Raw genomic sequence first — 14,519 nt, forward strand, 5'->3', positions numbered from 1 at the left:
TAGTAGGGTCAACCCGAACCGTTTTCCAATCTACTTATTTTTGAGAGGACATGGCTCAACTAAGGATTAAACGAGAACCAAAGCAAGTTCAAGGGTTCGTAGAAGACTTAAACGGTGTTCCCTTGGATATGATACTCATCCCCTCTGGAAGTTTTATGATGGGTTCTCCATCCTCAGAAGAAAGCAGTTTTGACAGGGAAAGACCTCAGCATCGCGTAACGGTACCGTTGTTTTTTATGGGACGCTATCCGATTACTCAAGCGCAATGGAAAGCGGTTGCTGCTATGCCAGAAGTAGGAAAAGAGCTTAAGTCTAACCCGTCCGAATTTAAAGGGGATAAGCGACCTGTAGAGAGAGTTAACTGGTATGATGCCATAGAATTCTGCGCTCGTTTATCAGTCCAAACCAAACGTAATTATCGCTTACCCAGTGAAGCGGAATGGGAATATGCTTGTCGTGCCGGAACCACAACGCCTTTTCATTTCGGGGACACTATCTCAACTAATTTAGCTAATTATAACGGGACAGATGAAAAGTATGGAGCTTATGGGAAAGGGGAAAAAGGGGAATATAGACGTGAAACAACGGAAGTCGATCAATTTGATGCAGCTAACCCGTTTGGGTTAAGCGATATGCACGGGAATGTGTTTGAGTGGTGTTTAGACCCTTGGCATGATAACTATAATGACGCACCCACAGATGGACGAGTGTGGGATGAAGAAGATTATTACGATGATATTGTAAAGAACATTAAACAAATATTGACAGATGAACGTAATCGTGTAAGACGAGGCGGTTCCTGGTTCCCCGATCCTTATCGATGCCGTTCCGCCTACCGCGACGGCTTTAATCCGCGCTTCGACTTCTACGATTTTGGGTTGCGTGTAGTGTGTTGTCCCCCCAGGACTTCTTAGCACTCTGCACTTTTTGCCCTCTTGCTCTCTTCGCGCCAAAAATAGGATTGTTATAAAACTTAACAATAAAACCATCAAATTCTCAACATACTTTTACCCAATTTCGAGATCATTGTTGTCTTTTTGCATCTTTCTGCTGGCGTGGGGACACGGTTTGAAAGCCTTACCAGATGACGCTTGAAGATAAACTGGGTTTTTGATTTCTGGAGTAAGGGTTTCCCCAGACCTCCCTAAACGACAACTCTCAGCACCTTTAAGCCAGCTTGAAAACCTTAAAAAATATTGTTAAGAACCATGAATAGTGTGCATACTATAGTGACAAAGAGTGTAAGCTGGGGGGGCAGGGTTTGGATACTATGAGGTAATCTAATGGTTGCAGTGTTGAATAACAAGAAAATGGCAACGAAAAAACCAAGGGTCGTTTTCTATGTCAGTGAACAGACAAAAAGTAAGTTAGAGAAATTGGCAGCGCATCATAAGCGTTCTGTCTCAAACTTTGTCGAAGTTTTAGTAGAAGAGGCTATTGAAAAAGCCGAGGAAGAAGGTCATCTTAAGGATGATTAAAAAAAGCTGGCTAACCCCGATGGCAATTATGGAAATCTTTTCCTAACCAACAGGGCTGAACCAAGCCCAAAACTTACAATTTATTATTTCTATTCTCTCCTAAGATTCCCCGTTAACGCCAGTTTAAGGGTAGCCAGAAGCTAATTAACCCTTCTGGAGACATGAATGAAAGTTATACACAGTCTGCTGTTGAGCGGATCTAAATGTGATGGAAATTTTTTTCTAAAATCCATCACTTGCTCCCTAATATCGTGGCTAGGGGGTACGTATGTCTTGGATTAGATATAATCGCAGCACTCCCTGTCCGGTATGTAATGGAGATCGCCATGATTGCCGACAAAACACAAGCACTGGCTTGGTTCACTGTCGAAGCAACGAAGCGAACCCTTTAGACTATGTATATCGTGGCCAGGACGCTTGGAACTTCAATCTTTGGGCATATAAACCCGATGCTGAGAAGTGGGCCGATGAACGTCGCCAAGAATGGTTAGAAGACCAGCAACAGCAACGGGACTTACGGCAACAACAGGAACGAGAACAACTTAATGCCCTGCTACCCATACCCGAAAGGGATAAAGTAATCAGGGAAATTCTCAACCAATTAGAGTTAAGCGATCGCCATGTTCAAATCCTGAGAGAAAGGGGAATAAGCGATCGCCAAATAGAACAAGCTAACTACCGAAGCGTAAGCCAATGGCAAAAACTAAGCTCACCCGTTACTAACGAACTATCAGGGGTGAAATATGATGGTTTAAGCTTAATTAACCATACAGACGGGATATTAATCCCTATTCCTAATGAAGACGGATTATACACTCATCTGAGAGTTAATGATCTGACCCCTGAAACTGAGAACAAATACTATCCCTTGAGTAGTGCCAAGCGTGGGGTGAAGTATCATCTACCATCAGGGGAGCAACCCATCGCCGTTTATTTGCCCCAGGAAGCCCCCGAAAAGGAAATAATAGGGTTCACTGAAGGTTTAGAATACAAACCCCTTCTAGCCTCATCTAAGGTGGGGATTCCTGTTATCGGAGCTAGTGGGGGGAACTTTGGCAGTAGTTCTGAAGCTGTAGAGAATGCGATCGCCTCAATCAAGTCCAGATATGGATGGGATGAAGTTGAATTTATTCTGTATGCTGATGCAGGTAGTATTATTAATCCCAATGTAGCGATCGCCTATGAAAAATTAGGAAAAATCTTACCTGATTTAAAAGTAGCTGACTGGGGCCAATTAGAAGATAAAACTGACTTAGACATTGACGAAATTGATGTTGAAAACCTTGAGATAACCTTAATTCCGATTAAGGAGTTCAAGGAAAAATCAGACCAATTAGTTTACCATCAAAAAGCATTTAAAGCCTGGAAAAGTTGTAAACAGTTCACCCCAACCAAAACAGTAGAGCAGGAGTATTTAGACTTACCTGTACCCGATAAGAACTCTGTCTTATGTGGCAAATCAGGGTTAGGAACAGGTAAAACCACCAATACAATTAAATGGTTTAAAGACTCTTTAGAGAACTATGGGGCTGTTAGTTTAGGATACAGAAACTCGTTATTGTATCAGTTTTGTGAAAAAACCTCTAAGGCTAAAAAAGAAACAGGTAAAAACATAGAATTTACCCATATCCATGAACAAGAAAGTAGTCTTTATATTAGAAACCCTTTAGGAAAAGTCACAGCTTGTATTAACTCTCATTACCGTTTTAACCCTAACGACTTCGATGAGAAAGTATTATTACTAGACGAAATCATTTCAGTGTTAAAACATCTGTTATTTTCTCGAACTATTAATAGTAGAGAACAAGCAATAGAATTAGTCAAAGAAGCCATTAAAAAAGCCGATAGAATTATCTGTTTTGATGGTAATCTCTCAGATATGTATTGTTATTTTATCGAAGCCTGTGACCCTAGCAAAAAGATAGAAAAAGTAGAAAATACCTATAAAGGTAATAAAGCTAACTTAGTTTTATTAGAAGGAACCATTAAGAAAACAAAACTAAGAAAACGAGATCATGCCCCTTGGTTATATGACTTAATAACTATTAGCGATATGACAGGAGCGATCGCCTCTGACAATCAAACCTTACTAGAATCATTACACAGAATTTTAGATAAGTTAGGTTACAAAGTATTAAGAATCGATAGTAAAACAATTAACCAATCAGAAGTTAAAGAGTTCTTAAAAGACCCTGATAAGTATTTAAGGGAAAATAAAATAGACAGATTATTATTTTCACCTTCCTGTGAGAGTGGCTTAGATATTAAGATTAGTAACTATTTTACTCACTTCTTCGGTTTATTTTATGGGGCATTAGATGCTGATTCGATTACTCAGATAATAGGGAGAATCAGGGATAGTCAAGTAACCCGTTATTTATGGGTAAATCCCTTTACTAAAGTAAATGACAAGAATAGTATTAAATCACCCTTCTTAGAAAAACTACAATATCATTTTAATCAACGGCTAACCCGTGACCTTCATTTAGCAATGGTTGGGGAAGATAATAAAGCAGAACTAATCAGTGAACTATTAAGTAAAGTCAAAGAAGACTTAGATACTCCTGAGAGTAAACTAGCCCAACGATTAGAAGCAATGATCAATTATGAAAAAGCCAACCTTAGACAGTGTGTTTATTGGTTATTAGAGCAACAGGGATATGATATTTGTAATCGTTATACTCCTGAATATCAAGACCCATTTAAAACTGTTAATAAAGAGGTTTCAAAAGAGAAGATAAAAACTAAGGTTCAAGACTCAACAAGTATCTTTGAGTCGTCTGACAAGTACCTAGACAAGCCTTGGATGATGCTAAGCCAAGACGCTCATTGGGAAGATAGATGTGCGTTAATGAAAGCTAAATTAATCAAACTTTTACCCAATATTCAAAACTCTGCTTTTTGGAGTCCTGAATTAATTTACTTGGTTAAATATAAATATCCCAATCTAATAACTCAAATAGAAAATAGAATCTATCTAGAGAAATTTGACCAAGAAAACTCACCAGCCCTAGTAAAAGTAAAACGCTTTTACAACAACTTATTAAATAAAGTCAGAAGAGGAAAACTTTGCCCCTGGAAAATTAAGCCCCGTTACCTATTCCTAAAAGCCTTGTTTGATCTAAGGTTACTGTATTTTATCGAAGTGTCCGGGGAATTCACAGCCGATAGCGAACCGGTACAGGAGTTGATTAAACGAGCTAACCTAAAACGGATCTGGCAGGGTTTAGGAAGGCGGCCATCAAAAGACCCCATCAAGTTTATACGGTGGCTTCTCAATCAGATCGGCTATGATTTAAGCGATCGCCGCCTCTCGGATGAAGGTAGAACAAGGGTATATAAGGTGGTACCGGTCAAAGTAAATGTCAAAGAAGTCATCGAATTCGACCAACACGATAATTTTGTTCATGGGGCCATCAGCAAGCTGACCGAAATAATTGAGGCCAGAATCACCCGTGACTACTCACCCGAACATCTCCAAACTCTCAGATGGGATGACGAAAACGTACTACAACAACAATCTTGTAGTACGAAATCCGAGCTAAAAAATGTCAATCAAACTCATGAGTCTAAAAATAGCTGTAATCTAGACCAGCAAAAGAAAAGTAATGATCCAGATGTGCCAATAATTGTTAAAGAAGATCAGCCACATCTGGATCAAGAATCGATACTACAAAAAGCCAGTCCGCCGAGTGATTGGCCTGTGAAGATAGGGCAATGGGTACGGATTCAGGGTGACTTGTTGGATGATTCCCTAATCGGGGCTAAAGCTGTAATTAAAGAGCTTAGGGAGGGATTAAGCCGTTACGCTATCCTAGAAGTTAATGGAGTTAGGAGATCGTTACGAGTTGATTATTTAACTTCTGTTTAATTTTTAGCTAAAATCATCGGTTATATAGGCAGTTTACCTACTATAATAGACCTAGAAAAAGAGGAAAAAGAATGAAAAAATCTGATAGAAAACATAAGAGAAAAAAGAAAAAATCTCTCACTTCGCTATCCTCTGAAACTACGTTGGCTTTATTAAAAGGGGAGAAAAAGTCGAGACTGATTAAAGAATCGAATCCTAGTCCTGAATATAAACCTAAAAAATTAATACCAGATTTTGGAGCTTATTATCAGCAAAATCTAGACGAGAATAAACCTTGTATATTTATGCTCATGAATGATGAAGATTCCAATGGAACGGTGTGGCAAAGAAATAAATATAATGAATTTGGTTCGTTAACAACGAAAGTGGAAATGTTCTCAAAAAGGAAAGACCCTATCTATAAAGCGACTCTGTTTGAGAGTGAAAAATATTTAGCAACAATTGAGTTTAAAGATGAGATGGTTCAAGCTTTTGAAGAAGGCTTATCGACAATTACAAATGATATGAGTAAAGCCATTGTTTTTCTGGCCACTCCCAATTTTTCAGAAAGCTACGTGACAAGCATGGGAGAAAAAGTTTTACCATTTCTTGGTTCAAATGTGTGCATAATGGAAGAAGATTCTCTTAATGAGAGTATTTCTGTTCATTTGGATTATGATATTGATGAAATTGAGTGTTTGCTAGAAACTTATCTCTAATTGTCGAAAATAATCATTTTTAGGGAGTTATCTGACAATAAAATCTGTCCAATTTTTTGACTAAATAAGCTATAAAAATATCTTTTCTAATAGCTAAATAAAGAGTCCGTTCTGATAGTTTGGCTCGGAGAATTTTGTCATATAAAATGTATTGTCCTCAAGCATTTTTGAGGTCTTCTATCTCGGATGAACCAATAAAACTTTTTATTAGTAATGTTAGCGATTGTAGGTTTTGAGATATTTATTGACGAAATCCTCTGTAGTTAAACACTCAAAATCAGCAATAGCTTTGAGTAATTCTCTATTACCTGAAACCAAACAATCAGCTTGTCCATATTTAGCTGAAAGATAAATTTCAATATCTTCTGTTGGAATAATTTTACTATTCATTAACCTCAATTTTTCTTCACTCCAATCTGTAGTAGAAGAAACATAATAAATATCTAACCAACGCCAGATATTAGAGATAAGTTGACCAGCTTGATCTTTTCCATATAAATACTTACCTACTCTTCGGATTTGGTCAAGAAGTTCATCGGAAAAAATAATTTCAGACGAAAGAATAGGCTTGGAATTTCGATAGCCAAGAGATTCTAAAATGAGACTTTCAGGGCTAGTTTTAATTGCATCACCAATGATAAAAATGTTAGTATCTAAAAAGACCCGTTTTAAGGAAGACATTATTCTGCTCTACCTTTTTCAGAGAGCATTTCAAGTTTAACTTTATGAATAAGCTCCATTACTTTTTCAGGAGTATCATACCCTTGTTCAACCATAATTTGATGACGTTGCTCAAATTCATCTAACTCATTTTCAGCAATGATGATGATATCAACTTTTCCATCATTTAAAGGCTCTTGAAGTGTGAGTTTTATTTCATTATTATGGATGGTTCCTACAGTTTGTATGATTTTCATGAGTTTAGTAATTGTATTGATTTGATCATTTTTAACCAGTTTTAAGAGTATTAGTTATTAGCAAGTTTTGGATATTTCATTTTAATATTAATATGGGTATTGGCTCTATCTTAACATAGATATAAAAGAGTTTTAAAATCTTTATTTTTAGTAAATAATAGGAATAGTAAAAAAGTAAGACTTAAATATTGATTTATGTTTGTCATTCGCTAAAAAAGATAACATCAGAAATAGAAGGAGCCAATTTACTCTTAGAATTATGATATCGTCCCAATTGATGGGGAAAGATGATGATGTTCAATTTCAGTTTGACCAACTTTAATAATTAATCTTTTGTTAGTTTTCCGTAAATCCAACCCATTATAAATGCGATCAGAAAAATTATCAAATTAAGTATTAATGTATTCATTGTTTTTCTCTCTTTAATTAATTAATAGTGATAAAGTTAGAAATAGGCTGGTCATGTTTAGCATTATGACGTACAGAAAGCTGATGATAATTATGATGTTGTTCGAGGTCAACAGAGCGATATCGGAGGTATTCTTGAAGAAACTTCCCAGAGACTTGAAAGCCCTCTGAACGGATTAAATCAGCAACCATAGGATTAGAAATATACCACTTTTCCTGGTAAGTACGGTTGGGATCATTATTATAAGTCTTAATAGCATTAATGGCACGGTCAACAGTGTCTGCTCTAGGATCTAGATCGAGATCAATAACCGGTTGAGAACGAGGTTTTTTTTGTTTATTATTCTCAGACGTTTTACTTTGATGATGAGTTGTTGAATTATCTTGATGAGTATTAGAATTTTTGTGATTATTATTAGTATGATTAGGGTCAAGAAGGGTTTTAAATTGTTCTATGATAGCTTCAAGTTCAGCGACTTTTCCCTGTGCCTCATCCCGTTGAGATGAGGTCTCAGAAAGCTTTTGCTCAAGTTGTTCAATATTAGTATTAAGGGTTTCAATCTCTAGATGAAGCTGTTCATTCTCTGATGATAAATCAGGTAGGGAGTGATTTAGGGTGCGTTCATTAGCTAATTTTAACTGTTCAGATAAGAAAGTCACCTGTTTGGATTTATCTTCAATTAAAGTATCCTTTTCGGCAAGTAAAGCATCTTTACCCTCAATAATAGCTTGATACTTTTCTAGGTTACTTTGTACGGCTAAATCATACTGTTGTTTCAACATGGTCATCATGAGTTCGGAGTTCGGAGTTTGGGGTTCGGGGTTGGGGGTTTTGGGTTCACTCTTGTTATTCGGTTCATCAATGGGAATAACGGTGGTTTCAGATTGTTTATTGTCCTTGCGCTCCTTATCGTCATCCTTGTCGTTATCTTTATCGGAGAAAGTCAACAGAACAGAGACATCATCGAGAGTAGGGAGTTGAAAGAAAAGGATAAGAAAAGGTTAAGTTACCCATAAGTTTTCTGTCGTTATTTAAAGTTAAAATAAATAATAAGTAGAAAAAGAGTTAAGTATTTTAAGAATAACTAATAGAAAAAGTGGCTAAAAAGAGAAAAGAGATTTTCGTTTAGAAAGCATAGATTGACCAAAAGTATGATTAACCCATTGAGACAAATCAGCATTACTAACAGTCATTAAAGCATCTTTAATAAACTGAGGAGTGAGATTAACCGTGCTGAGAGGAATAGTAAGTAAAAGAGAACGAAGTTCTTTAAGAGGACAACGTTTAGAGAAGTATTTATAGCGACCAAAAAGAGATTCAAGGATATCAGAAGTAGCCAGGAGAGGATAAGGAGGATGGGAGGATAATTGAGTATAGAAATAGTTAAAAAGTTGATGTTTAAAAGGGAAGAGACAAGGAGGAATATCTAGAGAAGAAAGAGATTTGTGGAAAAGAAAAAGAGAAGAAGAATTCAAGCCTTGGGTTTTAACAATAGTTTCAATTGAGCGAGTCATGTGTAAGAGAGTAGACCAAAGTTGGATATGTTTTTGATAAGGAAAAAGCCAAGAAAATTTTTCAAAAAACCGACGAGAAATGTGTTCTGTAGGATAATGAGGAAGAAGTTGAAAAAGGAGAGTAAGAGGGATAGAAAGCATAGTTCTAGCCCAATGGAGAAGAGGATCAAGATTAAAAAAACGACATTGAGAACGTTGAGGAGGAGGGGAAGCAAAAGCGAATTCAGTTTGTTGAACTTGGAGAAGACAGTGATGACAATCCGATAAAAATTGAGGAAAAAGATCATCAGAAAATAATTGTTTTTCTAGTAAATTAGCCATAGCATGAGTGACATCATAAGTATAATAAAGACGAGGGTGATAAGATTGAAAAAGTTGAATACCTTTTTTAAGATTAGAGCCATGATCACTGATGATTTGAAGAGGAGTCCCAATTTGGAAACTGAGAGAATGTAAGATAGATTCAATCCATTCACCAGTAGCTTCAGTAGTAACTTCAAGAGCAAGAATTTGACCGTCAGTATAGGTTAAAGCCCGACGTTGAGATAAGACGTGAGTCGACCAATATTGATAGGGAATACCATAGATAACAAAAGCTTTTTCTTGACCAAGTTCAAGAGTGAGATCAGCAATAAAAATCCAGTCATCACGCTTTTCTTTGGGACGTTGTAATTCATATAAACCAAGACGTTCAACCCAAGACTTAATAGTAGTAGAATGAGGAGAAGAAGGAGAGGAAAAAATGGAGATAGAAGTAGAAGCCCCTTGATAAGAATGTCCAGCAAGAATAACTTGTTTGACAGAAATAGAGATAGTAGAAAGGGAATATCGATGGTGAAAAGGGGAAGGGGAGTGTTCATCGAGATCATCAGGGTCAGAAGGAGGAGTAGTATCCTCTGAAGAAGAAGTAGTAGTAGAAGAGGCTAATTGTTGTTTAAGATGGAAAAGTTCTAATTCTAAGTGATAGACTTTTTGCTCTAAAAAACGAACTTGTTGTTGAGACTTTTGAGCTTTAGTTCTCCAGCGATCACGACTTTTTTTTAAAGTACGAGTCTTCTCAACATATTGACGAATTTTCTCTTGTTTTTTAGCAGCATTCTCTTTCCATTTTTGACGACATTCTTTTTCGTAGCGAAGTTGGCGAGAGAGGGGCATTGTGGAGTTAGAGTGATTCATAAAAGGATTCCAGAATGAAGAACATAAAATAACTGTATAGTATATAAGTACGAAATAAAAGAGGTGCATTTGTGCGAATAAGTGAGGAGAATCATCTTTATCGATAATTGCGACAAGGATAATCAGTAAAATAAGAAAAGCGGAAAAGTGAAGCCCAACTACTGCAACAAAATCGGGAATTGGAAGACGCGATTGCGATCGCCCAAGCAGCCAAAGTCGAGTTTCTCGCCAACATGAGCCACGAAATCCGCCCCCCCATGAATTTAATAGTGATTATTCCTTATTATTGGAAAGATAGAGTTTTATAAGTTTGTGTAACTCATTTGGATTGAACCAATATTAGTAAATGGGGAAGCAAGAATAATTAAACTAAATCACTAAATAAAGCGAAAAGCCCACAAATTACTAACAAAACTAGCATCACGATATATAATCTTTGATTAAGCAAATTAAGCTGACTTTCTAAGCTTGTTAATTGAGCTTGCATAGCTTTCTTATCAGATTCATCTCTTTGTTCTAAAGTGATAAGTCGTTGTTCAATTTCTTGCTTATCTAACGCATCAAGAGCCGGACGATTCAGTTCTTTGACCTGTCGAATTTTCTGCTCTACTTTATCTAACATCTTGTCAATTTCTTGTTCTAATCCTTCTGAGTCATTTAATCCCATCTTTTTATTCCTTAGTAAAAATCAAGTTTTCCAAACGACCAAACCGAACGCAGCACAACAAAGCAATAACAAACAGAGAATAACAACAGACATCACAGAAACAATTCTAATCTCTTTTTTAAGTCTAGTTAATTTCTCCTGAAAATAGGCTTTATCCCAAGTTTCATAATGTTCTAGTTTACTCAATCGTTCTTTAAGTCTTTCTTTTTCCCAAGGGCGTATGGGGCGGTTTAATTCTCTGAGTTGCTCAATCCTTTGCTCAGATTGAGTGAGCATTCGGTCAACTTCTTTATTAAAGTTTGTCGGTTGTTCTTCAGTCATAATTGAATAGAAGCCATGTTTAACATGATGAATATTTGTATGTAGTATAAAGAGTTAAGCTTTCCAATCACCGATACCATGCCATAAGAATTCGACAGTACGTTCAAAAGCATCAGGAATAAACAACCAAAAGAGAGTGTCGTGCATTCCATGAACGTCACTCATGCCACCCTCGTCATATAACATTTGTCCTCCGAGTCGAATTTGTTTTCTAGCCTCAATATCTTTAGAAAAAAGATTACCATCAAGAAAATCATGAATAGTAATGGTTCCAGTTAGATTGAGGACACCTTCATAAATTAACCATCTAGCTTTTTGGAAGGGAAGACAGCTATCAATATCATAATCATAAATTCTCTTAATACCATTGAGTTCCTTTTCTAGTTTTGCTAATTGCTTGTTAAGGGTTGAGAGAATCGAATCGGAATCAAGATACTTTTCGAGTAATTGGAGTTCGGCAGAAGACTTGGAACGAGAGGGTTGAGAAACTGTTTCGGGTAATTTAGATTTCTGTTGACCCGACAAAAGTTTGTACTGAGTTTCGGGAGATAATTGGATAGTCGATTTCTGAGATTTTCGGTTTCTTCTTCTTCTTTTGGTCATAGTTTCGTTCTTGATAATATAAGTTTAGAAGTCAGGTTAGGGGGGTATTTCAATAATAATTAATCCTCTATCAAAGGGAGAACAAAGGCTTTAAGTTGTTGAGAATCTTTGCCCCGATTATGAGTACGAGGATTAGAAACATTACTATTACTATGAAGTTGCTCAATTTCTGATTGATGTTCTTGTTGAAACTCAATGGCTGCCTGCCGGTGAATACCAAAGGAAGTCTCTAATAAACAAGTATTAATCGCCCAAGTCTGGTCAGGATGTTGTTGGTTCCATTGAGTAACAGCATCAAGAACCTTTTGAGCTTTATCTTTAGCCGCACCCTTATGTCCACGAGTTTTACGAGTTTTTTTCCTACTCGTTTTAGCTGTGGTCTTGGGTTTCGTTTTTTGAGAGGTTTGAGAATTGTTACCATCAGTATCAATAGGCAACTCAAGTTGTTCACCTAAAAGGGCTTTTTTAACAGTTTCAAATCGTTTAACCGTCTTCTTAAGTTTTTGATTTTCCTGTTCATAATCATGAACTTGTTTTTTCAACTGAGTGAACTGTTTTTCATAAGAATCATTTTGTTGTTTAAGTTGGGTAATCTGACCTTGCAGTTGTTGAATTTGTGCTTCATAATCGTCGTTATTAGCTTGAGGGTGAGTTTGTGTCGGGTTAATATCCCGTTTAGCCAACTGTTGGGTTAACAAAGCGATGGTTTGCGCCTGATGATGTAGAGTTTCAGTCACCAGTCGCCAGTCAAACCTCACCAGTTTGTCTGTCTCTGGCTTTGAATCTTCTGTTTCAAATGGTTCTGTTTTAGAAGAAGAGGTTTCTAACTGTTGCTGAACCCACTCAATTAGACCATGAAGTATTTGTGATGGTTCTCCATCAAGATTAAGCTGTTGACCAATTTCTATTAACCGCTTCTGATCTTCATCAGAGATTAAAGACTGTTCAGACTCATTTGTAACTGTATAATCGCCAGTGGTTTGTCGATAAAAATCAATTACTTCATCAAGGTCATTAAAAGGAAGATGAGTGCGAATCGCTTGAGTGACATAAGGTTGGCAATGATTATCAATGTAACTAGGAGTCTGGTAACGTAAATCCTGTGCATCAGGATGTTGTCTAAGCTTTTGTACAGACTCAACCACAACATCAGCAGAAATCAATGTTTTGAGTGTTGACTTAGCACCTAAACCCGTTGGGGAAAAAGTAAGAGTAAAGGGATCATCAGAAGTTTCAAAGGTTCCCGATTTAATTAACTCACCAGGAGAACGACCCGTAACCGCCATTAACGCAGCAACTAAGACTGTATAACCACCACTACTGAACATTTGGGATAAGCTTATCTTTAAGGATTCTTGTAACTGATGATCAATGAAATCTAATAACGGTGCTTCAAATATCTCTGTTTCAGGTTGAGGGTCTTGAGCTTGATTCAAGGGTTCTGGTTCAGGAGTTATTACTTTATCTGTATAATCGTGTTGATCAGTCAAAGGAAACTCAGCTAACTTAACCCCTTTATCTCCCAATCGGTTCCCTTCTGTGTCCACTAAATAATAATGGAAATAATGGGGAGTAGCAGGACTATTAGGAGCCACCTGTTCAGAGAGAACGTGACCTAAATAATGCTGAAGAAAACGGTGTTCATGACGGAATTCAGGACAGAAAAAGTGAACAGCGATCGCCCCATAAACACCCCTTAAACGATGAACAGAAACATAATTCTTACCAGGAATGACAGGAACTATCTCTGTCTCCTGAAACAGTTTCTGAACCATTCGATTAACTTGTACATTAAAACCCTTAACCTCATTACTTTGGCTACTAAAGTTTTGAAGCTTAGCCACAGCAGGAAGTTTACGAAACTGTATAATAGCTTGAATAACCTGAGTAGCAGGAAGGATAGTCAAAATATCAAAGCTAGTGGGTTCACCTTCTTTCTTTTTCTGCTGTCCTTCAAAGTGCAGTAAATAAGGATGGTTAGTGAGAGTAAAATTACCTTTAGTTAAGACTTCCGTGTGTCGTCGTCCCGTCGCACCAGCAATGGCGATCGCTAATTTATACTCTAAGCGATCTTTATTTTTTGTCTGTATTAACTTTTGAATCTCGTTTAAATAACGATGAAGTGGTACAGGTTGTAAATTATCCTGACGTTCGTTATTAATTGAAGTGGTTTGATTTCTGAGGGCTTTATAAGTCTGTTGATCATACTTGAGATAAGTTAAAGCATAATGTTCATGAGTTTCTGCCTGTTTCCCTGTATCATGCTTATGATAGGTATAGCGGTGGGAATTATTATCCGTTAGAGGTAAATCACCATCATTAACAGCTTGTTCAATAGCATGACGATATTTAGCCAAAATATCAGAACCAATGGTACTTTTGGGGTATCCCTCTTCCAATAAAGCGATTTCAGCTTTACATAAAGCCTGTATATCAGCTTCATTATTGGTTCCTTTGAGACTCTCAAGGAACCAATAAATGAGGGTTTGCCTTTCATCAGAAGTCAGTTTAGTTCGCTTGCCGGCCTGAATGCGATCGCGATAATCAGCGAGAATATCTTGACGAAGTGCGGTTAAATCCCCTCGTTGACAAAAATGAATTAAGCTCTGAGTCTGCTGTGGAGATGTCATTAGACCTTTGAATTAATATAAAGGTTGAACTTATCTGTTATAATTATATCTGTATAATAAATAAAAGTCAAGAATTTACAAACAAAAGTTAAGAGATAAAAAAAGCATAGGATGTAAACTTTAAAAATATTATGGTAAACAGGGGTAATAAATTGTGAGCAAAAACGAAAGAAAAAGCCATTAAAAGCAGAACTAGAATTAGATTAAGGGAACAACTATCAAAGGATGGAAAGGA

The 14,519-nt window shown here is 36.8% G+C and carries 14 protein-coding genes; 5 read left to right on the forward strand and 9 right to left on the reverse strand.

All coding sequences use genetic code 11. From position 1 onward, the window contains the following. Nucleotides 1-50 precede the first annotated feature (50 nt). From CY0110_RS17550 to CY0110_RS17565, 4 genes are all read left to right on the forward strand, one after another. The gene (locus CY0110_RS17550) at nucleotides 51-914 is read left to right on the forward strand and encodes a formylglycine-generating enzyme family protein (RefSeq protein ID WP_008276851.1); all 864 of its coding nucleotides are present in this window, start codon (nucleotides 51-53) and stop codon (nucleotides 912-914) included. Nucleotides 915-1,283: 369 nt separating this feature from the next. Then, nucleotides 1,284-1,478, forward strand: a complete 195-nt coding sequence (locus tag CY0110_RS17555; protein ID WP_008276852.1) for a ribbon-helix-helix domain-containing protein — start codon at nucleotides 1,284-1,286, stop codon at nucleotides 1,476-1,478. Between the two features lie 268 nt (nucleotides 1,479-1,746). Next, on the forward strand, nucleotides 1,747-5,349 hold the full coding sequence (locus CY0110_RS17560) for a plasmid replication protein, CyRepA1 family (RefSeq protein WP_008276853.1): 3,603 nt from the start codon (nucleotides 1,747-1,749) through the stop codon (nucleotides 5,347-5,349). Between the two features lie 71 nt (nucleotides 5,350-5,420). After that, nucleotides 5,421-6,047, forward strand: coding sequence for a hypothetical protein (locus tag CY0110_RS17565; protein WP_008276854.1), 627 nt, complete (start codon nucleotides 5,421-5,423; stop codon nucleotides 6,045-6,047). A 19-nt stretch (nucleotides 6,048-6,066) separates the two neighbouring features. Here CY0110_RS17565 and CY0110_RS31530 read toward each other — a convergent pair whose 3' ends face one another. From CY0110_RS31530 to CY0110_RS17585, 5 genes are all read right to left on the reverse strand, one after another. Continuing rightward, entirely contained in the window at nucleotides 6,067-6,195 is a 129-nt protein-coding gene (locus CY0110_RS31530; protein WP_332306405.1) for a hypothetical protein, read from the reverse strand. Between the two features lie 68 nt (nucleotides 6,196-6,263). Next, nucleotides 6,264-6,728 (reverse strand): PIN domain-containing protein, encoded by a 465-nt coding sequence (locus tag CY0110_RS17570; RefSeq protein WP_008276855.1) that lies wholly within the window; start codon nucleotides 6,726-6,728, stop codon nucleotides 6,264-6,266. Beyond that, nucleotides 6,728-6,964 (reverse strand): hypothetical protein, encoded by a 237-nt coding sequence (locus CY0110_RS17575; protein ID WP_008276856.1) that lies wholly within the window; start codon nucleotides 6,962-6,964, stop codon nucleotides 6,728-6,730. Before CY0110_RS17575 ends, CY0110_RS17570 begins: the two co-directional genes overlap by 1 nt. A 426-nt stretch (nucleotides 6,965-7,390) precedes the next feature. Then, nucleotides 7,391-8,320 carry a coiled-coil domain-containing protein gene (locus CY0110_RS17580; RefSeq protein ID WP_008276857.1) on the reverse strand — a complete coding sequence of 310 codons (930 nt, stop codon included), beginning with the start codon at nucleotides 8,318-8,320 and terminating at the stop codon, nucleotides 7,391-7,393. Nucleotides 8,321-8,473: 153 nt separating this feature from the next. After that, entirely contained in the window at nucleotides 8,474-10,063 is a 1,590-nt protein-coding gene (locus CY0110_RS17585; RefSeq protein WP_232285748.1) for a hypothetical protein, read from the reverse strand. Between the two features lie 179 nt (nucleotides 10,064-10,242). On the opposite strand from CY0110_RS17585, the gene CY0110_RS31435 reads away from it, so the two are divergent. Then, nucleotides 10,243-10,371, forward strand: coding sequence for a histidine kinase (locus tag CY0110_RS31435; RefSeq protein ID WP_008276859.1), 129 nt, complete (start codon nucleotides 10,243-10,245; stop codon nucleotides 10,369-10,371). Nucleotides 10,372-10,427: 56 nt separating this feature from the next. Here the strand turns inward: CY0110_RS31435 and CY0110_RS17590 are convergent, their stop codons facing one another. Genes CY0110_RS17590 through CY0110_RS17605 form a run of 4 tightly spaced genes read right to left on the reverse strand, consistent with a single transcriptional unit; the run spans nucleotide 10,428 to nucleotide 14,284 of the window. Then, on the reverse strand, nucleotides 10,428-10,730 hold the full coding sequence (locus CY0110_RS17590) for a hypothetical protein (RefSeq protein ID WP_008276860.1): 303 nt from the start codon (nucleotides 10,728-10,730) through the stop codon (nucleotides 10,428-10,430). A 21-nt stretch (nucleotides 10,731-10,751) separates the two neighbouring features. Beyond that, the gene (locus CY0110_RS17595) at nucleotides 10,752-11,051 is read right to left on the reverse strand and encodes a hypothetical protein (RefSeq protein WP_008276861.1); all 300 of its coding nucleotides are present in this window, start codon (nucleotides 11,049-11,051) and stop codon (nucleotides 10,752-10,754) included. A gap of 54 nt (nucleotides 11,052-11,105) precedes the next feature. Next, nucleotides 11,106-11,654, reverse strand: coding sequence for a hypothetical protein (locus tag CY0110_RS17600; RefSeq protein WP_008276862.1), 549 nt, complete (start codon nucleotides 11,652-11,654; stop codon nucleotides 11,106-11,108). Between the two features lie 59 nt (nucleotides 11,655-11,713). Then, the gene (locus CY0110_RS17605; RefSeq protein WP_008276863.1) at nucleotides 11,714-14,284 is read right to left on the reverse strand and encodes a protelomerase family protein; all 2,571 of its coding nucleotides are present in this window, start codon (nucleotides 14,282-14,284) and stop codon (nucleotides 11,714-11,716) included. Nucleotides 14,285-14,519: the final 235 nt, after the last annotated feature.

This window comes from Crocosphaera chwakensis CCY0110, assembly GCF_000169335.1.
GTDB lineage: Bacteria > Cyanobacteriota > Cyanobacteriia > Cyanobacteriales > Microcystaceae > Crocosphaera > Crocosphaera chwakensis.